General features: G+C 55.2%; 31 protein-coding genes. 24 read left to right on the forward strand and 7 right to left on the reverse strand.

What is annotated here, in order from left to right:
• The first annotated feature begins 84 nt into the window (after window positions 1-84).
• Entirely contained in the window at window positions 85-645 is a 561-nt protein-coding gene (locus JYE49_RS13325) for a Type 1 glutamine amidotransferase-like domain-containing protein (protein WP_093957781.1), read from the forward strand.
• An 88-nt stretch (window positions 646-733) separates the two neighbouring features.
• On the forward strand, window positions 734-1,714 hold the full coding sequence (locus tag JYE49_RS13330) for an effector binding domain-containing protein (RefSeq protein WP_283399424.1): 981 nt from the start codon (window positions 734-736) through the stop codon (window positions 1,712-1,714).
• 48 nt (window positions 1,715-1,762) lie between these two features.
• Here JYE49_RS13330 and JYE49_RS13335 read toward each other — a convergent pair whose 3' ends face one another.
• Window positions 1,763-2,404, reverse strand: a complete 642-nt coding sequence (locus tag JYE49_RS13335) for a CatA-like O-acetyltransferase (RefSeq protein ID WP_093957779.1) — start codon at window positions 2,402-2,404, stop codon at window positions 1,763-1,765.
• A gap of 213 nt (window positions 2,405-2,617) precedes the next feature.
• Here JYE49_RS13335 and JYE49_RS13340 point away from each other — a divergent pair, with 213 nt between their 5' ends.
• The 9 genes from JYE49_RS13340 to JYE49_RS13380 all read left to right on the forward strand — a co-directional run bounded on the left by JYE49_RS13340 (window position 2,618) and on the right by JYE49_RS13380 (window position 8,229).
• Window positions 2,618-3,136 carry an NUDIX domain-containing protein gene (locus JYE49_RS13340; RefSeq protein WP_093957778.1) on the forward strand — a complete coding sequence of 173 codons (519 nt, stop codon included), beginning with the start codon at window positions 2,618-2,620 and terminating at the stop codon, window positions 3,134-3,136.
• Between the two features lie 32 nt (window positions 3,137-3,168).
• Window positions 3,169-3,867, forward strand: a complete 699-nt coding sequence (locus JYE49_RS13345) for a metallophosphoesterase family protein (RefSeq protein ID WP_093957777.1) — start codon at window positions 3,169-3,171, stop codon at window positions 3,865-3,867.
• Window positions 3,868-3,902: 35 nt separating this feature from the next.
• On the forward strand, window positions 3,903-4,334 hold the full coding sequence (locus JYE49_RS13350; protein ID WP_093957776.1) for an NUDIX hydrolase: 432 nt from the start codon (window positions 3,903-3,905) through the stop codon (window positions 4,332-4,334).
• Window positions 4,335-4,474: 140 nt separating this feature from the next.
• Window positions 4,475-4,912, forward strand: a complete 438-nt coding sequence (locus tag JYE49_RS13355) for a GNAT family N-acetyltransferase (RefSeq protein ID WP_093957775.1) — start codon at window positions 4,475-4,477, stop codon at window positions 4,910-4,912.
• Window positions 4,913-4,930: 18 nt separating this feature from the next.
• Window positions 4,931-5,239 carry an MGMT family protein gene (locus tag JYE49_RS13360; protein WP_093957774.1) on the forward strand — a complete coding sequence of 103 codons (309 nt, stop codon included), beginning with the start codon at window positions 4,931-4,933 and terminating at the stop codon, window positions 5,237-5,239.
• 30 nt (window positions 5,240-5,269) lie between these two features.
• Window positions 5,270-6,229 (forward strand): aldo/keto reductase, encoded by a 960-nt coding sequence (locus JYE49_RS13365; protein WP_093957773.1) that lies wholly within the window; start codon window positions 5,270-5,272, stop codon window positions 6,227-6,229.
• 21 nt (window positions 6,230-6,250) lie between these two features.
• Window positions 6,251-6,658: a hypothetical protein gene (locus JYE49_RS13370; protein ID WP_093957772.1), complete on the forward strand. Its 408-nt coding sequence runs from the start codon at window positions 6,251-6,253 to the stop codon at window positions 6,656-6,658.
• A 46-nt stretch (window positions 6,659-6,704) separates the two neighbouring features.
• Window positions 6,705-7,583 (forward strand): SPL family radical SAM protein, encoded by an 879-nt coding sequence (locus JYE49_RS13375; RefSeq protein ID WP_093957771.1) that lies wholly within the window; start codon window positions 6,705-6,707, stop codon window positions 7,581-7,583.
• Window positions 7,584-7,695: 112 nt separating this feature from the next.
• Window positions 7,696-8,229 (forward strand): DUF2441 domain-containing protein, encoded by a 534-nt coding sequence (locus JYE49_RS13380; RefSeq protein ID WP_304583123.1) that lies wholly within the window; start codon window positions 7,696-7,698, stop codon window positions 8,227-8,229.
• A 60-nt stretch (window positions 8,230-8,289) separates the two neighbouring features.
• On the opposite strand, the gene JYE49_RS13385 is transcribed toward JYE49_RS13380, so the two are convergent.
• A complete protein-coding gene (locus JYE49_RS13385) occupies window positions 8,290-8,838 on the reverse strand; it encodes a GNAT family N-acetyltransferase (protein ID WP_093957769.1) in 549 nt (182 codons plus the stop codon).
• 123 nt (window positions 8,839-8,961) lie between these two features.
• On the opposite strand from JYE49_RS13385, the gene JYE49_RS13390 reads away from it, so the two are divergent.
• The 11 genes from JYE49_RS13390 to JYE49_RS13440 all read left to right on the forward strand — a co-directional run bounded on the left by JYE49_RS13390 (window position 8,962) and on the right by JYE49_RS13440 (window position 20,244).
• A complete protein-coding gene (locus JYE49_RS13390) occupies window positions 8,962-9,564 on the forward strand; it encodes a hypothetical protein (protein ID WP_283399419.1) in 603 nt (200 codons plus the stop codon).
• A complete protein-coding gene (locus JYE49_RS13395) occupies window positions 9,564-9,950 on the forward strand; it encodes a hypothetical protein (protein WP_093957768.1) in 387 nt (128 codons plus the stop codon). The genes JYE49_RS13390 and JYE49_RS13395 overlap by 1 nt, the downstream gene beginning before the upstream one ends.
• A gap of 20 nt (window positions 9,951-9,970) precedes the next feature.
• Window positions 9,971-10,606: a class I SAM-dependent methyltransferase gene (locus JYE49_RS13400; protein ID WP_093957767.1), complete on the forward strand. Its 636-nt coding sequence runs from the start codon at window positions 9,971-9,973 to the stop codon at window positions 10,604-10,606.
• 511 nt (window positions 10,607-11,117) lie between these two features.
• On the forward strand, window positions 11,118-12,644 hold the full coding sequence (locus JYE49_RS13405) for an aminotransferase class I/II-fold pyridoxal phosphate-dependent enzyme (RefSeq protein ID WP_093957766.1): 1,527 nt from the start codon (window positions 11,118-11,120) through the stop codon (window positions 12,642-12,644).
• Window positions 12,587-13,441, forward strand: a complete 855-nt coding sequence (gene speE / locus JYE49_RS13410) for a polyamine aminopropyltransferase (protein ID WP_093957765.1) — start codon at window positions 12,587-12,589, stop codon at window positions 13,439-13,441. The genes JYE49_RS13405 and speE overlap by 58 nt, the downstream gene beginning before the upstream one ends.
• Complete coding sequence (gene speB, locus JYE49_RS13415) at window positions 13,438-14,292, forward strand: agmatinase (protein ID WP_093957764.1); 855 nt, start codon at window positions 13,438-13,440, stop codon at window positions 14,290-14,292. The genes speE and speB overlap by 4 nt, the downstream gene beginning before the upstream one ends.
• 27 nt (window positions 14,293-14,319) lie before the next feature.
• Window positions 14,320-15,579, forward strand: a complete 1,260-nt coding sequence (locus JYE49_RS13420) for a saccharopine dehydrogenase family protein (protein WP_093957763.1) — start codon at window positions 14,320-14,322, stop codon at window positions 15,577-15,579.
• Window positions 15,579-16,781 carry a carboxynorspermidine decarboxylase gene (gene nspC, locus JYE49_RS13425; RefSeq protein WP_093957762.1) on the forward strand — a complete coding sequence of 401 codons (1,203 nt, stop codon included), beginning with the start codon at window positions 15,579-15,581 and terminating at the stop codon, window positions 16,779-16,781. Before JYE49_RS13420 ends, nspC begins: the two co-directional genes overlap by 1 nt.
• A gap of 118 nt (window positions 16,782-16,899) precedes the next feature.
• Window positions 16,900-18,606, forward strand: a complete 1,707-nt coding sequence (locus JYE49_RS13430; protein ID WP_346763120.1) for a M3 family oligoendopeptidase — start codon at window positions 16,900-16,902, stop codon at window positions 18,604-18,606.
• Window positions 18,607-18,630: 24 nt separating this feature from the next.
• Window positions 18,631-19,026 carry a (deoxy)nucleoside triphosphate pyrophosphohydrolase gene (locus tag JYE49_RS13435; protein WP_093957761.1) on the forward strand — a complete coding sequence of 132 codons (396 nt, stop codon included), beginning with the start codon at window positions 18,631-18,633 and terminating at the stop codon, window positions 19,024-19,026.
• A 45-nt stretch (window positions 19,027-19,071) separates the two neighbouring features.
• Window positions 19,072-20,244 carry a GNAT family N-acetyltransferase gene (locus JYE49_RS13440; protein ID WP_093957760.1) on the forward strand — a complete coding sequence of 391 codons (1,173 nt, stop codon included), beginning with the start codon at window positions 19,072-19,074 and terminating at the stop codon, window positions 20,242-20,244.
• A 10-nt stretch (window positions 20,245-20,254) separates the two neighbouring features.
• Here the strand turns inward: JYE49_RS13440 and JYE49_RS13445 are convergent, their stop codons facing one another.
• The gene (locus JYE49_RS13445) at window positions 20,255-20,749 is read right to left on the reverse strand and encodes a DNA-deoxyinosine glycosylase (RefSeq protein WP_093957759.1); all 495 of its coding nucleotides are present in this window, start codon (window positions 20,747-20,749) and stop codon (window positions 20,255-20,257) included.
• A 155-nt stretch (window positions 20,750-20,904) separates the two neighbouring features.
• On the opposite strand from JYE49_RS13445, the gene JYE49_RS13450 reads away from it, so the two are divergent.
• Window positions 20,905-21,504, forward strand: coding sequence for a uracil-DNA glycosylase (locus JYE49_RS13450; RefSeq protein ID WP_093957758.1), 600 nt, complete (start codon window positions 20,905-20,907; stop codon window positions 21,502-21,504).
• A gap of 19 nt (window positions 21,505-21,523) precedes the next feature.
• Here the strand turns inward: JYE49_RS13450 and JYE49_RS13455 are convergent, their stop codons facing one another.
• From JYE49_RS13455 to JYE49_RS13470, 4 genes are all read right to left on the reverse strand, one after another.
• Window positions 21,524-22,309 carry an ABC transporter permease subunit gene (locus tag JYE49_RS13455; RefSeq protein WP_093957757.1) on the reverse strand — a complete coding sequence of 262 codons (786 nt, stop codon included), beginning with the start codon at window positions 22,307-22,309 and terminating at the stop codon, window positions 21,524-21,526.
• The gene (locus JYE49_RS13460; protein ID WP_283399418.1) at window positions 22,306-23,193 is read right to left on the reverse strand and encodes an ABC transporter ATP-binding protein; all 888 of its coding nucleotides are present in this window, start codon (window positions 23,191-23,193) and stop codon (window positions 22,306-22,308) included. Before JYE49_RS13460 ends, JYE49_RS13455 begins: the two co-directional genes overlap by 4 nt.
• Before the next feature lie 29 nt (window positions 23,194-23,222).
• On the reverse strand, window positions 23,223-23,834 hold the full coding sequence (locus tag JYE49_RS13465) for a TetR/AcrR family transcriptional regulator (RefSeq protein ID WP_093957756.1): 612 nt from the start codon (window positions 23,832-23,834) through the stop codon (window positions 23,223-23,225).
• A gap of 236 nt (window positions 23,835-24,070) precedes the next feature.
• Window positions 24,071-24,634 (reverse strand): NUDIX hydrolase, encoded by a 564-nt coding sequence (locus tag JYE49_RS13470; protein WP_093957755.1) that lies wholly within the window; start codon window positions 24,632-24,634, stop codon window positions 24,071-24,073.
• A 164-nt stretch (window positions 24,635-24,798) separates the two neighbouring features.
• Here JYE49_RS13470 and JYE49_RS13475 point away from each other — a divergent pair, with 164 nt between their 5' ends.
• On the forward strand, window positions 24,799-26,031 hold the full coding sequence (locus tag JYE49_RS13475) for an SGNH/GDSL hydrolase family protein (protein ID WP_093957754.1): 1,233 nt from the start codon (window positions 24,799-24,801) through the stop codon (window positions 26,029-26,031).
• Window position 26,032: the final 1 nt, after the last annotated feature.

The following is a 26,032-nucleotide window of genomic DNA, read 5'->3' on the forward strand; positions in this document are numbered from 1 at the left end:
CAAAAGTTTTTTGTTCCCCTTGAGTATCGGGATGTCTCATGATACTGTAAGTTTCAGAGAACAAATCGGGGGAGGAACAGAATAATGCGGGTAATGTTGACATCCTGCGGCCTGGAGACGAAGAAGATCGAAGAAGCGTTCCTGAAATTCCTGGGTAAAGCGCCGGAACAGGCCAATGCGCTTTTTATTCCCACAGCCGCCATTGACGCGGATGCCATTGAAGTGCTGCCGAAGTGCATGGAAGACCTGCTGAAAGTCGGCATCCCGAAGAAGAACGTCCGGGTTTTTGACCTGCATCAGAATATGCCTGTTGAGGAACTGAAAACCTTTGACGTAGTGTATCTGTGCGGCGGCCGGACTTCATACCTGCTTGGCAGGATCAATGACACGGGTTTTCGTGAAACACTCATGTCCTATATCCGAGAGAATGGTTTTGTAATCGGCGTCAGCGCCGGAAGCCTGATTTTTGCCAGCAACCTTCCGGATAACCTGGGGTTGGTGGATACAAAGATGGACGTTCATTGTGAACATGGAGATCTGCCGGGACCGGTATCTTTTCCGCTGAAAGCGAATACAAAACTGACAAATACGGCGGCAATGCTGATCAGGAGCATTCCGGATGATGTTGAAATTATAGATGACTGATCAGGACGGAAAGAGGCATTGACTCGAACACGGTGTCGCAGTTTATCCTCTTTCCTGAAGAGAGAAAGGAGAGGATTCCGTGACGGACATGCTGACTGTTTCCGAAGTATCCAGGACATACGGCGTTTCAGCAAGAATGCTGCGCCATTATGAAAAGCTGGGGCTGATCGGCAGCGACCGGAAAGAGGGGTATGCCTATCGCGTGTATCGTCCGGAAGATATACAGCGCCTGCGGCAGATCCTGGTACTGAGGAAACTGCGTCTTTCCCTGAAAGAGATTGGCGCGATCCTGAATGATCCCGGCCCGGCAACAGCGATCAGCGTGTTTGAAAAGAACCTGGCGGAAATGGATGAAGAGCTCAAATCACTGGGCGCTGTCCGTGACGTGATCGGGGAATTCTGTAACGCGCTGAAGCAGCGCCGTGCACTGCCTGCCGGGGAAATCATCCTGCAGGACAGCCGGCTGTTAGCCCTTGCGGATGAGCTTTCTCCCTCTTCAACACTGATACAGGAAGAGAGGAAGAGCATCATGGATAACCTGAAACAGGCCGACCAGGGCAGCAGGGAAATGAGAGATATTCGCATCGTGCACCTGCCGGAGAGCGACGTTGCTGCGGCACATGCAGCGGGCGACGAACCGGAAGACCGGGCGGGACGGATGATCGCTGAGTTTGCCCGAAAAACAAAGCTGTGGGAAAAGCATCCCGGGCTGCGGCTGTATGGTTTCAACCATCCGGGCATTGTGGATGGAACAGAAATTCACGGGTACGAGTTCTGGATCACGATCCCGGAAGGAATGGAAGTGCCTGCTCCGCTGGTAAAGAGGCACTTTGCCGGAGGCACCTATGCCGCGCATATGATCCAGATGGGGAACTTTGAAGAATGGGGACCCTTTTACGAAACGGTTGAAAAAAGCGACGAGTATGCGTACGCCGGCAGCGGAAACCCGGAAAACATGTTCGGAAACCTGGAAGAACACCTGAATTATCATGACCACATTATGGAAACAACAGACGGGGAACCGGTGACGCAGCAGCTGGATCTCCTGATTCCCGTCAGGCGTAAGTAAGAAAACCCATAAACACAAGCCCGGAAGCACCAGCTTCCGGGCTTTTCTTTATTTCAATGCGTCAATTTCCTGCTGAAGACGAGTGAGGAAGAGCCGGACGTGCCAGCCGTCCGTTGTGGCATGATGGCAGGTCAGGGAAAGGGGCAGAAGCTCACAATCTCCCACTGTACGGATTTTACCGGCTTCGACAGAAGGGAAGTAATAAGGCTTGTTTTCATAGGAGTGGACTGCAAAGTGACGGAAACTGATCCAGGGAAGTGTTGAAACAGTGTAGGCATTTTCCGGCGGGGTTCCGGGCTGGCAAAGTACGCCATGATTCCGGGCATAACGCTGCTGATTATCGCAGTACTGCCGGTGGAAGACGCTGAGATCATTGTCGAATTCCGTCCACATGAGGGAAAAGGTCTTGTCATCCTCATGAAAGGAAGCGTAAAGGGGCGTCAGCGTATCGTAGTAGCCGATGATGTCGTCTTTACGGGCCACTTTGAATTCGATCTGTTCGTTCAGGCATTTTGTGACGAGCCACAAGTAAACGGGGAAAAAACGGTATCCTTTTGCTTTCAGCGCGGTGCGCAGACCGGTCACATCCACGTCCACGGTGATAGACCAGCCGGTGGGAGCCATCTGACTGAAATACCAGAACATCTGGCCACGGGGCCAGGTCTGCAGATCAATCGGTGTAAAGATCATGGATTAACCTCCTTCAGAAAGTATCCTGAGGGAAAGGTAGCATGACTGTCCCGTCGCGGCAACCTACGCTTCGTAGAGTCCGGCTTGTCAGTTAAATCCTTTTTGTTCCCCTTTTATTCTCCGGGAGAGCATGATAAGATGACACCATGGATCCCATTTCTGAAGACGCGAAGAATGTGAAGTGCCGACCAATATTTGAAACGGAGACAGATTATGGATAAATGGGTGGAAACAAAACAGCTTCAGGTACACTTTGTATCGGCTGCGGGTCTGGTATATAAAGACGGGGAGGTGCTGCTGATCAGATCCGCGAGAAGGGGCTGGGAGTTTCCCGGCGGCGTTGTTGAACAGGGCGAAGCAATCCTGGACGGCCTGAAACGGGAAATCTGCGAAGAAAGCGGGATCATCGCTGAACCGCGGTGCCTGGCCGGTGTCTATCAGAGGCTGACCATGAAAGAGGGATACGGACCGCTGGAAGGGATAATGATCCCGCCAAACGTGAGCATATTATTTATATGCGACTATGTGAGCGGAGAACTTCACACCTCCGATGAGAGCCTGGAAGCCGGATGGTTTACACCGGAGGAGGCAAAAGAGATGGTGACGCTGCCTCACTTTAAAACGGCGCTCACAACGATGCTGGAGTATAACGGAAAAGTACGGTTCAGCGCGCTGGAAAATGCTGAAGATGGGGGCATGAAGACGGTTAGGGACCAGTATGTCGGACTGTGACCGGATTTGAAAGAAACCGAGGTGAAAGACAGATGAAAATTGTGCTTTTGGCGGATCTCCACGGCAACATGGTTGCCACGGAGGCCATGGAACGGGAGCTGGAGCGGATCGAACCGGATGATATCTGGTTCCTGGGAGACGCGGTGGGCAAAGGGCCGGAAAGCGACAAAACCTGTGACTGGGTCAGGACCCACTGCAAACACTGGATTGCCGGGAACTGGGACCGGTCCATGAGCATGTATCCGGATTACAATGCCTTTTATATCAGGCAGATCGGGCAGGAACGCATAGCCTGGCTGGATTCGCTGCCCCTGGAAGATGAGCTGGAAATCAGCGGGTTCCGTTTCCGCCTGGTGCACGGGCGTTTCCTGGACCCGCTGTACCTGAGTTTTGATCCGGATGAAAAGCTTCGGGAAGGCTTCCGCTTTCATGACGGCAGGCCGGAGGCGAACGGCATGATCTGCGCGGACAGCCACAGGCCTTTTATCCGGCCACTGGAAGGGGGATACGCGCTGAATACCGGCAGCGTCGGCAACAACCTGAGCCTGACCAGGGCTCACGCGCTGCTGCTGGAGGGAGAGGCCGGGCCGGATCCCGCACCGCTGGGTATCACAATCCTGTCCGTTCCCTACGACAGCCATAAAGCAGCTGAGCGGGCGGATCTGTATCCTGAGCTGCCCAATAAGGAGGCCTATCAGAAGGAAGTGTTGACGGGTCGGTATTCCCGGTAATGAACAAAATCAAAAACTTGCTGAGGTATGATTAAGTGGAAGTCAGGTTCTATGATTCGGTGGATGACGCGCTGCTGAAGTTTGCGGTGATTTTAGCCAAAGCTGAGGGGAAATGGGTATTCTGCAAGCATAAAGAAAGGGACACTTATGAAATACCCGGCGGGCACAGGGAACCCGGGGAGGCCATTGCCGATACGGCGGTCAGGGAACTGCAGGAAGAAACCGGGGCAAAGGACTTTGCCATCAAGCCTGTCTGCGCATACTCCGTGACCGGGAAAAACCGGGTCAATGATACCGGCGAGGAAATGTACGGCATGCTGTACTACGCTGATATTTCCGGATTTGATCAGGAACTGCACAGCGAAATGGAAAAGGTCTGCCTGTTTGATGAACTTCCGGAAGCACTGACCTATCCTGAGATCCAGCCCAAACTTGTTCAGGAGGCCGGGCGGAGAGGATATGTGTGAGGACGGGATTCATACCGGCGGCAGAGTACAGGGGATTTTTTTCATACAGCGGGTATGTTCCCTGTCTGCGAGGGAAAAAGTATAATCATTTTCCAGGTTCATGACGGCACACTGTCCATGGACGGGATGAGGTGAATTCCATGAGGGAGCTGGAATATAAGGAGATATACAGGCTGGAGGAATGCCTGAAAGAGCTTGCGGAGCATCACAATGAGGTCTCCACCGGCTTTAAAGGCTGTTATCCGAAAAGACCTTTCGCGGAAACCCTGGAATCCTTCCGGGAAGGCATTCAAAGCGGGAAATCCAGGATTGCGGTTGTTGAAGAGAACGGCCGGATACTGGGGTTCTGCAAAACAGACGTTTGCGGCGCGGAGGGAAAGATCGATTACCTGATCGTGCTGAAGGAAGCCCGGGGCGGCGGATACGGCAATGACCTGATGGACTGGGCAATGAATACGCTGAAGCAAAGCGGCGTCAACAGAATTGAGGTCCGGGTAGTGGACGGAAACGACGCGATCCGGTTCTACGAAAAATACGGGTTCCGGATCAACGCGCAGATCCTGAGAATGAACGTGTAAAGTGCCGGAGAATGAAAGATGGGTAAAACGCTGAATACGGATCTGGTCTATGAGGTGCTTTCTGTCGTGGAAGAAATTCCGGAAGGCTGTGTGGCGACCTATGGCCAGATAGCCCGGCTGACGGGCAGGGACAGGAACGCGAGACTGGTGGGAAAAATCCTGAGCATGTCGGAGTACTACGGACAATACCCCTGCCACAGGGTGGTGAACCACGCGGGAAGGACGGCCCCGGCCTTTCGCACGCAAAGGGAACGGCTGGAGGAAGAAGGGGTTGAGTTCAAGGACAACGGCTGCGTGGACCTGAAAAAATACCAGTGGGACTGCTGATGCCCGGGGAAATAAGGAGAAACAGCACAGATGATCAAGGGATATTCCAGGGACGGATTTTCACGGCTGATGCTGGGTACACACCTGGGGGATTTTACGGATGAAGTATCCGAAAGCTACCGGGACGCAATTGCATTTGCGCTGCAGAACGGTATTTCATCCATAGACGGTGCGATCAATTACAGGGGAATGCGGTCGGAAAAAGATGAAGGCACAGCCGTTCAGGAACTGATCAGCAGCGGGAAGCTCCGGCGGGAGGATTTTTGTATCACCTCCAAAGCAGGGCTGCTCTTCGGCGATATTACAGAAAGAACCAATCCGCGGATGTACCTGGAAAAACACCTGAAACCCTGCGGGATTACGGAAGATGACTTCTGTGAATATGACGGGCTTTTCCAGACGCTGAATCCCGTTTTCTTTGAGATTGCGCTTGAAAAGAGCCTGCAGAATCTCGGACTGGAAACGATTGATGTTCACTATATTCATATTCCGGAGATTACCCGTGCCGGGACAGATCTGGCAACGTTCTATGACAGGATGGAGAACCTGTTCCGCTGGTATGAAAGCAAAGTGGCAGAAGGAAGGATCCGGTACTACGGGCTGGCCCTCGAGTTTATGGGTACGGAGCCGGAAAAGGAAAAATGGCATTTTGAACTGGAAGAGCTGAAAAAGAGAGCCCTGAAGGCGGGAAACGGCGGAAGCCATCTGAAATATGTTATCTATGAGTACAACAAGTTATGTCCGTATCCGGTGACGGTTGCCAGCCAGAGGGTGGGCGGGGAACCGGTAACGCTGGCGGAGGCATGCCGCAGGCTGAACTTTGAAACAGTTGCCAGTATGCCTTTTGCGATGGGAAACGCACTGAAACAGTATTCTGTCCGGGAATTGCTGGAATTCGCACTGGGCGGAGCGGATCATGTGATCGTCGGAAGCAAAAGCAAAGAACATATCCGGGAACTGCTGGCATATGTAAATGAGAAACAGATCTGAGCAGGAACAGGAGGAAAAGCAATGAAACGGGAACTGGGAATCGCACGCTGCGGGCTGGCCTGCTGCCTGTGCTCTGAAAACGTGGAATGTAAAGGCTGCAAGCAGGATGGATTCAAGGATCTTTGCTGGTGCAAGGACGCGGATTTCTGTGAAACCCGTAAATGTGTGCTCCGGAAAGGCCTGATGGGCTGCTATGAATGTGAGCCGGCAGGGTGCCGGATCGGCCTGTATGCAGATAAAATCAAACCGCGCGCTTTTGCGGAATATGCGCGCAGATACGGCGTGGAGGAGCTCCTGGACTGCCTGGAGCGGAACGAGCAGGCCGGGATTGTCTATCACCGGGAAGGAATCATGGGAGACTACGATGAGTTTGATGACCTGGAAAAGCTGATTGATTTCATCAGGACCGGAAAACGCAGGGAATCATGAAGCCAGGCACTGACGGCAGGCAGCACGGAAGGATGGACGGAGAAAGATGCATTTTGTGGACGCAAAAGGAATCCTGACCGGCGGTAAAGGCCATTACGGGATGAATATTTACCGCGGCTGCTCCCACGGCTGTATCTACTGCGACAGCCGGAGCAAATGCTATCAGTTCACCCATGCGTTTGAAGACATTGAGGTCAAGCAGAACGCGCCGGAGCTGCTGGAGCAGGCGCTGAAATCCAAACGACAGAAGGCGATGATCGGGACCGGATCCATGTCGGATCCCTATATGCACTGCGAAGAGCAGCTCGGCCTGACCCGGAAATGCCTGGAGATCATCAGCAAATACGGCTTCGGGGCTGCGGTACAGACCAAGTCTGACCGGATCCTGCGGGATATCGACCTGCTGGAGGAGATTAACCGAAAAGCCAAATGCGTGGTCCAGATCACACTGACCACATATGATGAAAAGCTGTGCGGGATCCTGGAACCGAACGTATGCAAAACCCGGCGGCGGATTGAAGTGCTGGAAGCCATGCGGGAACGAGGCATTCCCACGGTGGTCTGGATGACGCCGATCCTGCCGTTTATCAACGATACAGAGGAAAACATCCGGGCGATCCTGGAGGCCTGTGGCCGGGTGAAAGTGAAAGGGATCATCTGCTTCGATATGGGGCTGACGCTCCGCGAGGGAGACCGGGAATACTATTACGCGGCACTGGACAGGCATTTCCCCGGACTGAAGGAAAAGTACATCAGGACATACGGGAATGCCTACGAGGTATCCAGCCCGAACCGGGAACCGCTGATGCGCCTGTTCCGGATGTTCTGCCGGGAACACGGGATGATGTACAAACCGGATGAGTGCTTCAACTATATGGGCACGCTGCCTGACAGGTTTGAACAGATGACGTTCCTGGATCTGTAAAAACATATAAGGAGAAACACTATGATGAGACTTCTCTTGCGCTGAACATCCTGAAGGATTTATACAAAATAAGAGTAAAACCTGAAAGGATAAACGCATGTATTATTATCACGTGATATCAGATATCCCCAAACATAAAGGGGAACATATCCTGCTGGATGAAAACCACCCCAACGGCGTTCACCAGCGGGTTTATGCACAGATGGAAACCGTGAAGGATATCTACAAGAACCCGGAAGCCTACCGGGGAAAAGAACTGACCCATGTGGTGGACGTAGCCCTGCGGGAACTGGCGCTGGAAAAAGTCCGGAAAGAAAAATACCCCCACTATCCGTCCCGGATGGCCTCGCTGTATGTATCCCGGACCTATGAGGAAGCGGAACAGTGGGGAGACTATTTTGCAAAGATCGGCCGTCCGACCTACGGAATCGCGAAAATCAAGGTGAACGGAAACACGTTTACCGGCGACGCCTACAAATGCTTTGACGGTTCAATTGACGAAGAGGAAAACATCCGGCAGGCGGAAATTTACTGGCAGAACGGCCCGAACGAGGACGGGAGTCAACCCATTGTGGAGATCCTTGCGGACGGGGATATTGAAGTGGTGGAGATCATGAAGGAGATCAATGCCAATATTCCCGAATAAGGAACAGGTGCCAGCAAAAACACACCCCGCCGGCTGCGGCGGGGTGTGTCTGTTCCTGATTTACTCGTCTGATTTCAGTTTGGCGTAGATCACCCGGTCATAAATGCCCTGGTTGTTTCGCCCGGCCTGGCGGAGGAGACCCTCCCGGCGCATGCCGACTTTTTCCAGGACTTTGCCGGAATTGGGATTGCTCACGTCATAACCGGCTTCAATCCGGTTGAAGCCTACCTGGTTAAACAGAAAGTCCATGACCTTTTGCAGGGCTTCCGCTGTAATCCCTTTTCCCCACCAGTTTTTGCCGATGGAGTAGGAGACTTCCACCGCACGGGTATTTTTCCGGATGTTTGTGGCGGCGAGGGTGCCAATCACTTCTCCGCTTTCTTTCATCACGATGGCCCAGCAGTATCTTTCCGGGTCTTCATACCGCTGAATGAAGTCCATCATCAGCGCTTCAGTATCGGCAACGCTTTTGTCGTTTTCCCAGGTGAGGAACCGGTTGACTTCTGGATCTGAAGTGACGTTTTTATAGAAATCCGGTGCGTCGGACAGCTGAAAACGCCGCAGGACCAGCCTTTCGGTTTCCAGCTGTACGGTTTCGCAGTGGTTCATGACAGAACACCTCCCGGATTTAAGCAGATTGTATACTGATGCCAGGAGAAGTATAACACAGAAAAGGGTAAAGCAGAAGCGGGATCCTTTTCAAAAACGGTATGTCCGGAGTATGATAAATCCATGCCGAAGAAAGAAGGAGTGCCGGTGTATTATCACGCATCACAGGTTCAGGGAATCACCACACTGGAGCCCAGGATATCCAATCACGGTATCCCGCTGGTTTATTTATCCCGGAAAAGGGAAAACGTGCTGGTTTACCTGAGCAACGCCATCGAAAAATACTGCCGGGAAACCGGCTTTGCCTATGACGGCGTATGGCAGAAGTGGGGACCGTACGGATTCGGACCGGATGGCCGGCTGTGCCTGGAAGAGTATTATCCGGACGCCATTGAACGTACCTACAAAGGAGTATCCGGGTATATTTATCATGCGGAAGAAATAAAGGATTCGGGATTTGAGGTGCAGATTCCCGATGCCGCCACCAGCAGTGAGCCGGTCATTGTGACAGGTTCAGAGTATGTACCGGACGCCTATGAAGCGATCCTGGAGGCGGAGCGGGAAGGACTGATCATCCTCCGGCGGTATGGGGAGATGACCGACAGGAAGAAGGAATGGATCGCAGCCACAATCCGGGAGGAATATGCTTCCGCGGAGGGACATCCTGAATACCGGCACTTTTTACGGGGCTGTTTCCCGGAAATCCTGGAAGGGGAGAAAAACTGATGAAGAAAGCTGAAATGATCGAAAAACTGAAAGCCTTCCCGTATGATCCGGCGGAATACTGGGTGATCACCGGCGGGGCGATGGTGCTGTACGGTATCCGGGAGGAGTCCTCGGATATTGACCTGGGGTGCACGGCCGGATTGGCGAACCGGCTGGAGCAGGAAGGATACCTGTATAAGGTCACGGACGACGGGAACCGGTGGTTCAAGCTGGGTGAGGATATCGAAGTGTTCGAAAACTGGCTGTTTGACACAGTGGACCATGTGGACGGGATTCCCGTGATCTCGGTGCAGGGACTGATTGAAATGAAAAAGGACCTGGGACGGGAAAAGGACCTGCGGGATATCGCCCTGATCAATGACTTCCTGGCCCACAGCGCGAAATAACCATACAAGAGGACGAACAGATGAAAAATCCCTGGGAAGAGATCAGCCTGGACGACTATGAAAACCATATGAGCCTGGATTCCGTGAAGCAGCTTCAGGCGTTGAACGTCCTGATGAAGGAACAGTTTGATGCCTATCCGGTTCACACTGCCATGGTGCTCGGCGTGGCCGGAGGCAACGGTATTGAGCATGCCCGGCCGGAAAAGTACCGGGCGGTATACTGCGTGGATATCAATGAAGCATATCTGCAGGCGGTGCGGGAAAGGTATGCCGGGCAGCCTGCCGTGCAGTGCCTGCGGGCGGACCTGGCGGAAGAAGCGGACAGACTGCCGGCGGCGGAGCTGGTGATTGCCAACCTGCTGATTGAATACATCGGATACCCGGCGTTTACGGCGGTAATCCGCAAGGTTGGCCCGGAATATGTGTCCTGTGTGATCCAGATCAACAGGGATGAGCAGAAATGGGTTTCCGATTCTCCCTACCTTCACGCGTTTGACGGACTGGACCGGGTCCACCACCAGATGGAAGAAAACGCACTGACCGTGGCGATGGAAGAGGCCGGATATACCGGGATCCTGCGGGCGGAAGAGGGGCTGCCCAACGGCAAGGCGCTGGTCCGGCTGGATTACCGGAGGATAGTAGAGGAGGAATTGTAAAAAACGCTGGCGGAAGACTGTATTTTTTTGCATTTTCTCTTGACGGGGAAAAAGAAAATGATAATATAGTGCCAGTGCTTTCCTGAGAGAGGCAGGAGAGAAGGAATATTAAGACAAGGTGATCCAGTCATCAGCGTCTTAAGCAATTTACGGGACCACTCCGAAAACGGAGTCGAGGCCATACGGACAGCCGGGTCCACTGCCGATGAGCGGTTTCCGCTCTATTGATTGAGTTAAAAGCTCAGTTTTATAAGTTGGTTACTTTATAACCGAAATGCGTAATCTGCGCAAACTTGTGAAATGGTCAATAAGAGTAGTAAAAGTAAGTATTGCTATATAGACTCTGTATGCCGAGCACCACTGATATTCTGTTCCGAACCTCTATGCCGTATCCTGGGCGGCGGGATCTGATTCCCGTATGCCGCAGCAGACGGTAACCGGGACCTGACTGCATGTGGATAATAACGCAAGTTGTGTGATTACAGCTTGCGTTTTTTGTTTGAGGTGGAGTATGGGGAAGTACATGTACGACCAGTCCCGGGCGCCCATCTATGAGGCGCTGGAGCGCTTCCGTGAAATGCGGGTGGTGCCCTTTGACGTACCGGGACACAAGCATGGCAAAGGGAATCCGGAACTGACAGCTTTCCTTGGAGAAAAGTGCGTGGGCGTGGACGTGAACAGCATGAAGCCGCTGGACAATCTGTGCCATCCCGTATCGGTGATCCGCGAGGCGGAGATCCTGGCGGCGGACGCTTTCGGCGCGGCCAACGCCTTTCTGATGGTGGGCGGTACCACCAGCTCTGTGCAGAGCATGGTGCTGTCCAGCTGCAAGCGGGGAGACAAGATCATCCTGCCCAGGAACGTGCACAGGAGCGTCATCAACGCGCTGGTGCTTTGCGGCGCTGTGCCGGTGTACGTCAATCCGGACGTGGACCGGAAGCTGGGCATCTCCCTGGGTATGAGCGTGGATCAGGTGCGGAAAGCCATCCGGGAGAACCCCGACGCGGTGGCCGTACTGGTGAACAACCCCACTTATTACGGTGTGTGCAGCGACCTGCGCACCATCGTGAAGCTGGCCCATGAAGCCGGGATGATGTGCCTGGCGGACGAGGCCCACGGAACCCACTTCTATTTCGGCGACGGCATGCCGGTGACCGCCATGGAGGCGGGCGCGGACATGGCTGCGGTTTCCATGCACAAGAGCGGCGGCAGCCTGACCCAGTCCAGCCTGCTGCTGACCGGAGAACGGGTGAATGCCGGCCATGTGCGCCAGATCATCAACCTGACCCAGACCACCTCCGGCAGCTACCTGCTGATGTCCAGCCTGGATATCAGCCGGAGAAACCTGGCCCAGCGCGGCAAGGCCGTTTTCCGGAAGGTGACGGAAATGGCGGAATATGCCCGGGAGGAAATCAACGCGGTGGGCGGCTACTATGCCTACGGCCGGGAACTGATCAACGGGGACTCCATTTTCGACTTTGACCCCACCAAGCTGAGCGTGCATACGCGGGATATCGGCCTGGCGGGCATTGAGGTATATGACATCCTGCGGGATGAGTATGATATCCAGATCGAGTTCGGCGATATCGGCAATATCCTGGCTTACCTTTCCATCGGCGACCGGATGCAGGAGCTGGAGCGGCTGGTGAGTGCGCTGGCGGAGATCAAGCGCCGGTACATGAAGGATTCTTACGGCCTGCTGAGCCAGGAGTATATCGCTCCGGAAGTGGTTTACAGCCCCCAGGAGGCCTTCTATGCCAACAAGAAGAGCGTGCCGCTGAGCGAAAGCGAGGGCTACATCTGCAGCGAGTTCGTGATGTGCTACCCTCCGGGAATCCCGATCCTGGCCCCCGGTGAGCGGATCACCCGGGAAATCCTGGACTACATCGTCTATGCCAAGACGAAGGGCTGCTCCCTGACCGGACCGGAAGACCCGATGATTGAGAACATCAACATTATCAGGGAGGAGGAGAAGATCTCATGGAACTCTGGTTCAGTGAATGCCATGCCCCGGATGTTAAGCACAGCCTGCGTGTAAACCGGCACCTGTACTCCGGAAAGAGCGAATACCAGCAGATTGATATCTTTGACACCCCTGAATTCGGCCGGGTGCTGGCCCTGGACGGAAACGTGATGCTGACGGAACGGGACGAGTTCATCTACGACGAAATGATCACGCATATCCCCATGTCTGTCCACAAGAACGTGAAGGATATCCTGGTGATCGGCGCGGGAGACGGCGGTGTGGTGAAGGAACTGACCCGCTATGACACCGTGGAACGCATCGACCTGGTGGAAATGGACGGACAGGTGATTGAGGCCTGCCGCACCTACCTGCCGGAAAATGCCTGCAAGCTGGATGACAGCCGGGTGCATATTTACTTTGACAACGCGCTGCGGTTTATCCGGCGGTGCACGGATGAATATGACCTGATCATCGTGGACTCCAACGACCCCTTCGGTCCCTCCGAAGGCTACTTCACAAGGGAGTTTTACGGCATCTGCTACAACGCCCTGCACGAGGACGGTATTATGGTCAACCAGCAGGGAAGCCCCTTCTACAAGCATGACGCGGAAGCCATGCAGCGGAGCCACAAAAGGATCGTGAACACCTTCCCGATCAGCCGGGTCTACCAGGCGCACATCCCGACCTACGCGGCGGGCTACTGGCTGTTCGGTTTTGCGAGCAAGAAATACCATCCCATTGATGATTTTGACGAAGAACACTGGAAGAGCCTGCACCTGAGCACGAAGTACTACACGACCAAGCTGCACATCGGCTCCTTCTATCTGCCGGCTTACCTGGAGAAAATGCTTGAGGAGGTGGAGGCATGAACAGGAATATTGAAACCTTTATCGGATGCGACGGGGATTATGACTACGCGCAGATCGTGCTGTTCGGCGCGCCGTTTGATTCCACCACCAGCTTCCGGCCGGGCGCGAGATTCGGTTCTTCCGCCATCCGCCATGAAAGCTTCGGGCTGGAGACCTACAGCCCTTACCAGGACAAGGACCTGACCGATATCAAGGTGTTTGACTGCGGGGACCTGGAGCTCTGTTTCGGTTCCGCGGAGGCGGCGCTGAAGGATATCGGGGAAAAGGCCGGGGAGATCCTGTTTGACGGCAAGACGCCCTTCCTGATCGGCGGCGAGCACCTGGTGACGCTGGGCGCGGTACGGGCGGTGGCCGAAAGGTATCCGAACCTGCACATCATCCACTTTGACGCCCACGCAGACCTGCGGGACGACTACCTGGGGGCACAGCTGAGCCATGCCTGCGTGATGCGGCGGTGCCACGAGCTGACAGGTGACGGCAGGATCCACCAGTTCTGCATCCGCAGCGGCGACAAGGCGGAATTCACCTTTGCCAAAGCGCATACGGACATGCATAAGTTCGGCTTTGAAGGACTGAAGGAGCTGGCGGAGAAGCTGGCGGAGGAGCATACCCCGGTTTACCTGACCGTTGACCTGGACTGCCTGGATCCCGCCCTTTTCTGCGGAACGGGCACACCGGAAGCCGGCGGTGTGAGCTTCACGGAGCTGCTGAACGCTATCCTGACAGTGAGCAAAACCAACATCGTAGGCGCGGACGTGAATGAACTGGCTCCCATGCTGGACGCCAGCGGCGCGTCCACGGCGGCGGCCTGCAAGATTGTGCGGGAAATGCTGCTGGCCATTTACAAATAAGAAAGACCAAAACAGGAGGATACAGAAATGAGCAGAGTATTGGTAATCGGATGCGGCGGGGTGGCCAATGTGGCGATCCGGAAGTGCTGCCAGGCGGACGACGTGTTTACGGAAATGTGCATAGCCAGCCGGACGAAGTCCAAGTGCGACGACCTGGCGAAGGCGCTGGAAGGCAAAACCGCCACAAAGATCACAACCGCGCAGGTGGACGCGGACGACGTGGAGCAGCTGAAAAAGCTGATCACGGATTATCAACCTGACCTGGTAATGAATATCGCCCTGCCGTACCAGGACCTGACCATCATGGACGCATGCCTGGCCTGCGGCGTGAACTATATGGATACCGCGAACTACGAGCCCGAAGACACGGACGATCCGGAATGGCGGGCGATCTACGAAAAGCGGTGCAAGGAACAGGGTTTTTCCGCCTACTTCGACTACAGCTGGCAGTGGGCATACCGGGAGAAGTTTGAGAAAGCCGGCCTGACCGCCCTGCTGGGCTGCGGCTTTGACCCCGGCGTGACACAGGCATACTGTGCCTACGCGAAAAAGCATGAGTTTGACACCATTGACACCATTGATATCCTGGACTGCAACGGCGGCGACCACGGCTATCCCTTTGCCACCAACTTCAACCCGGAGGTTAACCTGCGGGAGGTTTCCGCACCCGGAAGCTATATGGAGAACGGCAAGTGGGTGGAGATTCCCGCGATGAGCATCAAACGGGAATACAACTTCGAGGACGTGGGTCAGAAGGATATGTACCTGCTGCATCATGAGGAGATCGAATCCCTGGCCCAGAACATTCCGGAGGTGAAGCGGATCCGCTTCTTCATGACCTTCGGCCAGAGCTACCTGACCCATATGCGCTGCCTGGAGAACGTGGGCATGCTGTCCACTACTCCCGTGATGTTCGAGGGACACGAGATCGTGCCGATCAAGTTCCTGAAGGCGCTGCTGCCCGATCCGGCCAGCCTGGGTCCGAGAACCCACGGCAAGACCAATATCGGCTGCATCTTCACCGGCAAAAAGGACGGCAAGGAAAAAACCTACTACATCTACAACGTGTGCGACCATCAGGAATGCTATCGTGAGGTGGAAAGCCAGGCGATCAGCTATACCACGGGCGTTCCGGCAATGTGCGGCGCCATGATGCTGCTGACCGGCAAGTGGAACAAGCCCGGTGTGTATACGGTGGAAGAGTTCGATCCCGATCCCTTCCTGGACGCGCTGGACCGCTACGGCCTGCCCCGCAGGGAGAACCATAATCCGGTTCTGGTGGACTGATGAAAAAGAGAGAAGTATTCAAAGGGCTTGCCGGCCGAAACGCGCCGGACTGCTTTGCCCCCCTCCGGACGCCATGCTATGTGATTGATGAAGAACGGCTGAAGGAAAACGGCAGGATCCTGGCCTCGGTGGCGGAACGCACCGGGTGCCGGATCCTGCTTGCCCAGAAAGCCTTCTCCAACTATGATTTCTATCCGCTCCTGGCTCCGTATCTTGCCGGAACTGAGGCCAGCGGCCTGTATGAAGCCCGGCTCGGCGCTGAGGAGATGCCTGGAAAAGAGGTGCACGTCTTCTGTGCCGCCTACCGGGAGGATGAATTCGAAGAGCTGCTGCGGTATGCGGACCATATCGTGTTCAATTCCGTGAACCAGCTGAAGCGGTTCGGGAAAAGGGCGAAAGACAGCAGAAAAAGCATCGGGCTGCGGATCAATCCGGAATGCTCCACCCAGGAGGGGCACGAAATCTACGATCCCTGCGCGAAGGGCAGCCGCCTGGGCGTGACGCGGGAAGCCTGGATCCGGGAAATGACGGAAGAACTGCTGGAACTGCTGGACGGCCTGCATTTCCATACGCTGTGCGAGCAGGACTCCGACGCCCTGGAAACGACCCTGGAGGCGGTGGAACGCGGCTTCGGCGACGTGCTGTCCCGGATGAAGTGGCTGAACATGGGCGGCGGACATCACATTACCCGGGAGGATTATGATCTGCCGCGGCTGGAGAACCTGATCCGCCGGGCACAGGAAAAGTGGCAGCTGCAGGTTTACCTGGAGCCGGGCGAGGCTGTGGCGCTGAACGCGGGCTACCTGGTTACCACGGTGCTGGACGTGACAGAGAACAGCGGAATCCGGACGGCTGTGCTGGATGTGAGCGCAGCCTGCCATATGCCGGACGTGATTGAAATGCCCTATATGCCGCCGCTGATGAACGGCGAAACGGAAGGGGAACTGAAGCATCCGTACCGGCTGGCGGGCCCTACCTGCCTGGCAGGAGACGTGATCGGTGAATATGGCTTTGAAGCCGGGGTGAAGCCGGGAGACCGGCTGGTGTTCGGAGATATGGCGATCTATACCACCTGCAAGAACAACACCTTCAACGGGATGCCGCTTCCGGACATTTACGGGATGGATCGGGACGGGCAGTTTGTGAAACTGACCGCGTTCGGCTACGTGGACTTCAAGGGCAGGCTCGGCAAAAAAGGATAAAAAGTCTGAAAAAGGCGATTTCTCTGTATACAATCGCATAAACGAATTACAGATCATGGTTTTTATGATACAATCCGGGAGGATTCCCAATCCTCTACAGACTGAAGGAGTAAAAACCATGATTACTTTTCCTGAAATGCCCTATGAACGCCCGGATGCAGAACAGCTGAAAGAACAGTGGAAGAGCCTGACTGAACGCCTGAAGGCGGCGGCCACTTATGAAGAAGCAAAGGCGGTATTCCTGGAGAAGGATCAGATGGAACGCCATGTGGACACGATGGGCACACTGGCCAGCGTCCGTCATTCCATTGATACCCGGGACACCTTCTACGATGAAGAAAACAATTTCTGGAACCAGACCTGGCCGGAACTGCAGGAATATGACCAGGCATGGACAGCAGCCATGCTGGCATCCCCTTTCCGGGCGGACTTCGCCGCGGAATACGGCGACCTGATGTTTGTCAAGGCGGAGATGGACCTGAAAACCTTCTCCCCGGACATTATTCCGGAACTGCAGCAGGAAAACGACCTGCGCAACGAATATCAGAAACTGATCGCTTCCGCCCAGATTCCCTTTGAGGGCGGGGTATATACCATTTCCCAGATGTCTCCCTTCAAGACCGACGCGGACGACGCAAGACGGCTGGCGGCGTGGAAGGCTGAGGGACAGTGGTACAAGGATCACCAGGACAAGCTGGATGAAATTTACGACAAGCTGACGAAGCTGCGGGACGGCATGGGTCGGAAGATGGGCTATGAAGGCTTCACCCAGCTGGGATACTACCGTATGGGACGCAACTGCTATACCAAAGAGGACGTGGAAAAGTTCCGGGCGGCTGTGAGGACTTACCTGGTGCCCGTGGCGGACAGCATCTACCGGGCGCACGCAAAGCGCCTGGGCAAGGAATACCCCATGAGCTACGCTGACTATGCGCTGGAATTCCGCTCCGGCAATCCGCGGCCCCAGGGGACAGCGGATGATATCCTGGCAGCCGGCAAAAAGTTCTATGACGAGCTTTCGCCAGAGACCAGCGCGTTCTTCCGGATGATGCTGGAAGGAAAGCTGATGGACGTGCTTTCCACCGAGGGCAAGGAAGGCGGCGGATACTGCACTGGCATTATGGACTACGGCGTGCCGTTCATCTTTGCCAACTTCAACGGAACCCAGCATGACGTGGAAGTGGTGACCCATGAAGCGGGCCACGCCTTCGCGGCCTACATGAACAGAGACCGCGTGCCCATGGGCTACATCTGGCCCAGCATGGAATCCTGCGAGGTGCACTCCATGTCCATGGAATTCCTTGCCTGGCCCTGGGCGGAAAACTTCTTCGGGGATGATACCCGGAAGTTCCTCTACAGCCACCTGGCCGGCGCCCTGACCTTTATTCCCTACGGGACGATGGTGGACCATTTCCAGCACCTGGTGTATGAGAATCCGGGCTGGACGCCCCGTGAACGGCACAATGCCTGGAAGGAACTTTCCGCGATTTACACTCCCTGGGCCCGGCTGGACGGGGATATTCCCTTTTACGGAGACGGAGAAGCCTGGCAGCGGCAGAGTCATATCTATGCCAGCCCGTTCTATTACATTGACTACTGCCTGGCGCAGACTGTTTCGCTGGAAATCTGGGCGATGCTCCAGGAAAGCAGGGAGAAGGCCTGGAAGCACTATATGGCCTATACCAGGCAGGGCGGAAGCCGCACCTTTACCGAGCTGCTGGCGAATGCCGGACTGGTCAGCCCCTTTGATGAGGAGTGTCTGAAGACGGTCTGCAGCACAGCGAAGAACTGGCTGGAAAACTACGACATGACCGGAATTGAGTAAACAAGCAGAAGGCAGGATACAGGAATGAAAACCATTCAGGTGGTGGCAGCGCTGATCTTCCATGAGGGAAAGCTTTTTGCCACGCAGCGGGGATACGGCGCCTGGCGGGACTACTGGGAGTTTCCCGGCGGGAAAATCGAGCCCGGGGAAACACCGGAGGAAGCATTGGTCCGGGAAATCCGGGAGGAACTGGACACCGGGATCACCGTGCTTTCCCACGTCTGTGACGTGGAGTACGACTATCCCGAGTTCCACCTTTCCATGCAGTGTTTCCGGTGCGAAATCACCTCCGGGGAACCGAAACTGCTGGAGCATGAAGCCGCAAAATGGCTGGGCAGGGAAGAACTGGATACGGTGGACTGGCTGCCCGCGGACTGGAATATCCTGCCGGATATAAAGGAAAACTGGCCGGCTGAATAAAAGACCGGCCTGGAATAAGAGAAACACACAACAGGAGAAAAAAGAATGGAAGTACGTCTACTGAAACCGGAAGAACATTTTGAGGCGAACCTGATTTCCACCGTGGCTTTCCATATGAAGATGGAAGATCCGGAGAAGAACCGGGAGGAGAGCCTGAAGAGCCAGGATGAGGACTGGGGTGCATTTTCCGAAGACGGAAAAGTGATGGCCCGGATTATCAATAACCACTATGAAACGCGCCTGGACGGGCAGCGGGTCCGGAACGGCGGAATCGGCGCTGTGTCCACGCTGCCGGAATACCGGAACACCGGCGCCGTGAAGGCGATCTTCGAAAAGCTGATTCCGGAAGCTTACCGGAACGGGGAGATTATCTCCGCCCTGTATCCCTTTAACCACGCGTTTTACCGTAAGTTCGGCTATGAAACCGTCCGGTGGCAGGATCATTACGAGTTTGTACCGGCCGTGCTGAGCGGCTACCGCTTTTCCGGGGACGCGGAACTGTGGAAGCCCGGTGATCCGGTAAGCGAGTATACAGCCCTGTACAACCGGTTTGCGGACAGCTTCAACCTGGCCATGTACCGGGATGACAAAATGATGCTGGATCTCATCAAGGGAGAATACTATAAGGACCGGAAGTTCTGCTACCTGCTTAAGGAAAACGGAAAAACCGTGGCTTACCTGATCTTCCAGGATGTACGTAATGATCCGGCGGCGATCCTGACTGTGAAGGACATCGCCTGGGACGGCAAAGCAGGATTCTACGCGATCCTGGGCTTCCTGGCCCGTTTCACCGCGGACTACGGCACTATCCGCCTGTTCCTGCCTTCCTGCCTGCAGCTGCTTTCCGTGATCCAGACACCCCGGGCTTACGATATCCAGCAGACGGCTACCCAGAGTTATATGGTCCGGGCGATGAACGTGAAGCGGATTCTGGAGATCATCAAAAAACCGGATGACAGCCAGTTTGTCATCCGGGTGGAAGGCGACGCGCTGATTCCTGAAAACAACGGAACCTGGAAAGTCTGCGGAAACAGCATTGAACAGACAGAAGAGACGCCGGACCTGACGGTTTCCATCCAGGCCTTCGGCCAGATGGCAGTCGGCGCGGTAAGCCTGGCGGAAGCAATGTACCGGCCGGACGTGACAGTGTCCGGCAACGAAGCGGTACTTGAAAAGGTGTTTGTACGCAAACCCATCCTGGTGGAGGATCATTTCTGATCCGTCCGGATTATTCCTTCAGGACAGCCCAGGCGGCGGTCAGCTTTTCCAGAGACCACTGGGCATTGGCCGGACTGGTGGAGGGAAGGCAGACGGCCTCCCTTCCCAGGGCGGGAAGAATATACCTGTTATACATTTCATGGGATTTCCGTCCGTTGCAGTAAATCCGCTCAATCGGACAGGAATCCAGGATGATCCTGAGATCATTGGCCCGGACATCCCGGATGCTGGCATCCGAGGAACCGGTGATGACGCAGCTGGCGATGGAATCCCAGAGCGCCAGGCCATGACTCAGGATCAGTTCTTTTTTCTCGGGAATGGCTGCCGGTACCGGCCGGTCAAACAGAGCGGCGATTACTTTCCAGAACCGGTTCTGCGGATGACCGTAAAAAAAGTTCTGCTCCCTGGATTTTACCGAAGGAAAGGAACCCAGGATCAGGATCCGGCTTTCCGGACAGAAAAGCGGCCCGAAGGGATGCTGGATTCTTTGCTCCTGTGCGCTCATCTGGTATGTCCCCCTGTCTTTTTCTGACAGGACGAGTATAGCATACGGGAAGGATGTCAACAAGGAAGACCCGGCGGGCGTCGCTTGTTGCGGCCTTTTTCCTGTGCTATACTTTGTACAATCAGAACACAAACCCGGAACAGGGAGGTTGTATCATGCCGGAGATCACCTGGGAACTGTTTGATAAGCAGGTGGCGGAATGCAGGCTCTGCCCCCTTTGCCAGCATATCCTGCACAAGGTTCCCGGACAGGGAGACCGGCAGTCGCCGCTGATGTTCATCGGCGAGGGTCCGGGACAGACAGAGGATGAGGAAGGCCTCGCCTTTGTCGGCGCGGCGGGACAGCTGCTGACGAAAATGCTGGAAGCGATCCAGCTGCCCCGGGACCGGGTATATATCTGCAATATTGTGAAATGCCGTCCGCCCCACAACCGGGTGCCGACGCCGGAGGAAGCGGAGGCCTGCCGGATCCACCTGCGGATGCAGACCTGGCTGATCCGGCCGAAGGTGATCGTGCTGCTGGGGAGTACCGCGGCCCGGAATGTGCTTGATCCGGAAATCCGTATTACCCGGGAACGGGGAAAGTGGACGGAACGGAAAGGCGTATGGATGATGCCGACCTACCATCCGTCGGCACTGCTCCGCGATCCCGACAAGAAGAAGGAAGCCTGGGAGGATATGAAAAGCCTCCGGAACAAACTGATCGAACTGGGATTGTACCAGGATCTTTATTCCGGAGGGGAAAAGGAACTTTGAAGATGAGATATCCGGCGGATTACCGGATATCTTTTTTGTTGTATTTCCAGTAGGCCAGGGCGACGCCGATGACGGAAACCGCAAGGCCGATCAGCAGCTTGCAGCCGTCCAGGGCGCCTTTGTTGAAAATCTCCGAGCCGTCGGCATAACCGAAGGGAGTAATGTACTTCAGCACATCCGCCTTGCTGGTCAGGTTGCCGATGATATTCATGAAATACAGGGCGATGGCCAGTCCAAGCCCGATGCCGATACCGCCCTTCCACAGGAAGGCGGAGATGCCGAAGCAGACACAGGCCAGTTCCACCTGCAGCAGGAAGTAGGCTGTATGCAGCAGTGTAACCTCTTTCCACGGAACAGGCTCGCCGATGACGGCGATGGAACCGACAGCCATAAGCCAGACGGCAACGTTCAGGATCAGGATCTGAATCAGGACGGCGATGAGCTTGGCAGTGATGATTTCAGTGCGGCGCAGGGGATGCGTCAGCAGGAATTCCGCGGTGCCGTTCTTCTCTTCGATCGCCAGGGCGGCAATGCCGATCAGTGCGGCAAACAGCGCGCCGCCGATGCCGAGGATGTTGCCGCATTCAATACCGTAGAAGCCCTTCAGGGAGCCGAAGTCCAGCGTGTCCAGCCCGAAGGCGGAGGAGAACATGCCCATGGAGGAGAAGATGGAGCTGATGCTGTTCATCTGGCTCTTCATTTCGGGGTACATAAACAGGCAGATTACGATAAACGCGCCGATGGACAGCGTCCAGATCAGAAGCGCTTTCCAGGCCTGCTTCAATTCATGACGGATCAGGGTCATGCCTGGTCACCGCCTTTCTCATAAAAATGGAGGACAATTTCTTCCAGATCCGGCTCCGCAACAGTCAGCTCGCGGATATCTGCGGCGGCCAGCGTACGGACCAGCTGATTCATATCCCCGTTGTAGAGGAAGCTGACTGCGCCGTCCGCTTCCTTCCAGTCCCGGGCTTCAGGCAGGGCGTCCGGTTTCAGGCTGCCCCGAAGGGTAACGCGGCGGGCACCGGTTTTGGCCAGCTTTTCCACGCTGTCGCAGGCGATAATCTTTCCCTCGCGGATAACAGCCGCCCGGCTGCAGTAACGCTGTATTTCAGACAGGATATGGCTGGAAAGGAATACGGTGGCTCCCTTCCGGTTATGCTCCTGGAGAATGCTGAAGAATTCGTGCTGCATCAGGGGATCCAGGCCGCCGGTAGGCTCGTCCAGGATCAGCAGCTCCGGATCGTGCTGCAGAGCGCAGACGATGCCGACTTTTTTCCGGTTGCCGAAGGACAGGTCTTCCACCTTCCTGTCCCGATCCAGCTGCAAGCGTTCACAAAGTTCCGCCGATGCGGCGCTGCAGTCTTTCCGGCGCAGATCCGCGGACAGTTTCAGCATATCCCGGACCTTCATGCCGTTATAGAAGGCGGTATCTGAGGGCAGGTATCCGACCCGCTCCAGAATGGCCTTTTTGTTTTTGATGATATCCATGCCAAGTACCTGTCCCTTGCCGGCGGTCGGTGAGATCAGCCCCAGCAGGGTGCGGATGGTAGTGGATTTTCCGGCGCCGTTGGGGCCGATAAACCCGAAGAACTCGCCGGGGGCAACTGCCAGGTCCAGGCCGTCAATGCCCCGGGCTTTGCCGTAGTACTTGGTCAGGTTTTCAGCGAAGATTGCTTTGCTTTCCAATTGACTCCCTCTTTTCGTCGAATGTCGGTTTACTCTTTCCGTTTATACAGGTTTTTCCAGAAGGCCATCAGCTTCCTGAAATCCTTCTCCACTTGATCGATATCAATATCGCCCTGCTGCAGCATTTCCCAGAGATAGCCTTCCGCGGCCCAGTACATCTCCCGGTACATCATCGGAATGTCCAGCCCGGAGATGAACTGATCCGGTTCCAGGTTTAACCGGATTTTATCGGCCTTCAGGTTATAGTGACGGTGGTAGCTTTCCTGAATTGCGGAACAGACTTCCGGATCTTTTTCGTAGAACGCCTTGATGCTGAAATTGCTCATGTCCGGATAGAGGCGGATGATTTCCAGCTTGGCGATGGTTCCGAGCTCCATGGCATCGAACAGATCCGTTTTGTCATAGCAGCCGTACCGGGTCAGGTACTCGATGGTTGTCTCGGCGCTTTTCTCCCAGAGATAAAGGTACAGCTCCTTTTTGTTGTGAAAATAGTGAAACAGCAGGGCTTTGCTGATGCCCGCCGCCCCGGCGATTTCACTCATGGGGCTGTTCTTGTAGGAATTCCGGGAGAAAACCCGGTAACCCGCGTTGAGGATTGCCTGCTGCTTTTCTGCAGGCAGGGAAAAGAACTTATCGTTCATAGGCGGTGCACCTCCGTTGACCGATCCGGTCAATGGCATCATAAGTCCGTTGACCGATTTTGGGAAGACCCCCTTTTTTATTTTTTTCCCCGGAGAAACACCTCTTTCGGATAAATCTTACAGGATTGATTTTACTTGCGTTTCAGGCTGGAAACAGAGTTGATCGGACAGAAAAAACCGTTCTATCTTTCCAAATCCGGAAAAATAGAACGGTTCTTTAATGATGATATCCGGGGTTATGCCTGTTGCTTTGACAGCAGCCAGGCCAGCGCGTGGACGGCCTGCGGGAAGGTGCCGCCGGCCAGCATGGCGTCAATTTCTTCAGCGGAATGCTTCAGCACATTGATCCGCTCCATCTCATCCAGTTCCTGAACGGAGGTTTTCCGGCAGTTTTCAGCGGCAAAAAGCCAGGCATAGTTGTCGGAGATGGTTGCGTTGGCAGGGATGGTCAGCAGCGGGCGCCAGTGATCGGATTCATAGCCGGTCTCTTCCCGGAGTTCTCTTTTGGCCGCACGCAGGGCGGCTTCCGCGGGATCTTCTCCGTCCTTCTGCTCAATGGCGCCGGCGGGGAATTCAGTGGTGACCTCCCTGATGCCGTGCCTGAACTGGCGGACGCACAGGAACTGTCCTTCCTCATCGGAGGCGACAATCACAACGTAATTCCGGCGGGTAAAGCTGTAATAAGGCTGGAAAATCCGGCCGTCTGGGGAACGGTAGGCGGATTTGCGGAAGTCGATCCATTCATCCTGAACGATATGCTCGGTGGAGACTTCCTCCCAGGTAAGGTTTTCTTTTTCCATATACGGGCCCTTTCTGTATCAACCGGCGGGGCTTGGGTACCGCGCCGCTGTACATTGTAACGATGTTGCCGGAAATCCGCAAGTGGGGGAACGATTGGTGCTTGACGTGCCTGACAGGCGCAGGTATGCTATGAAGAAAGCATCTGAAACGGAGAGCCGGAGAGATGAAAGTGAAGACATGGGCGGCAATACTGGCAGTACTGGTGCTGCTGTGGACCAATACCGCATGGGGAGAAACAAAGCAAACAATGTTTGAAAAGGAATGGTACCTCCAGGCGCTGAAGGATTCCGTCATGAGCACGGGAAACAACGCCAGGCTGAAGAATGTGATTGCCCGGGCGCAGCGGGGCGAGGTGATCACGCTGGCCACTATCGGCGGATCCATTACGGAAGGCGCGGGAGCCGGCACTTATCAGGACTGCTGGGCAGCCCGGTTTCATGCCAGGTTCAAAAAGGCATACGGGGCGGAGGACGGTTCCAATGTGTGCTTTGTCAACGCGGGCGTGGGCGGCACGCCTTCGCCCTTCGGCTATATGCGGTATGAGCGGGAGATTGTGAACCGGGTACCGGCCGTGGACAAGGATGGACTGCCGGATGTCGTGGTGATCGAGTTTTCCGTGAACGACTGGCAGGAGCCGACCAGGCACCGGTGCTTTGAATCCATGGTGAAAGAAATCCTGGACGCGCCGAACGAGCCGGCGGTGATCCTGCTGTTTGCGGTGTTCCGGAACGGATTCAACCTGCAGGATGACCTGAAGAAGATCGGAACAAACTACGACCTGATGATGGTTTCCATCAAGGACGGATTCTATGCCCACATCGGCAAGAAACTTACACCGGAGGGCTTCTTTGCCGACGAATACCATCCGACTTCCCTGGGACACCGGATCATGACGGACTGCCTGATGCAGGCGGTAGAGGACGCGGCTGGAGCGGAAACAGATGAAGCCCCGAACCTGGATGTGAAGCCGGTATACGGAACAGATTTCATGGGACTGAAGACAATTTTCGGAGAAACGGAAACGGAGGAGTTCGTTGTGGAACGCAGCGGCTTCCCGGGATCGGACTCCTCCAGCTACCGCAACGGGCCGGTCGGCCAGGTCTGCGGAAAAAACTTCTACCACGACGTGAAGGATCTGATGGATCCCCTGACGGTGAAAGGGGTTTTCCGGAAGTGCCTGGTGGCCTGGAAAGCGACAAACAGTGACATATTCGGCGCGGCGGATATCCTGATCGACGGAAAGAAAATCATGACGGTCAGGGGCGGCGAAGGTAAATGGGGCCAGAGCGAAGTGGTGCTGGTCCTGGATGAGCGTGAGGCCGCGGAACATACACTGGAAATCAGGGTAACGGAGGAAGGGAAGAGATTCACCGTTACGGCAATCGGACTGCAATAAA

Source organism: Aristaeella hokkaidonensis, from assembly GCF_018128945.1.
GTDB classification, from domain to species: Bacteria; Bacillota; Clostridia; order Christensenellales; family Aristaeellaceae; genus Aristaeella; species Aristaeella hokkaidonensis.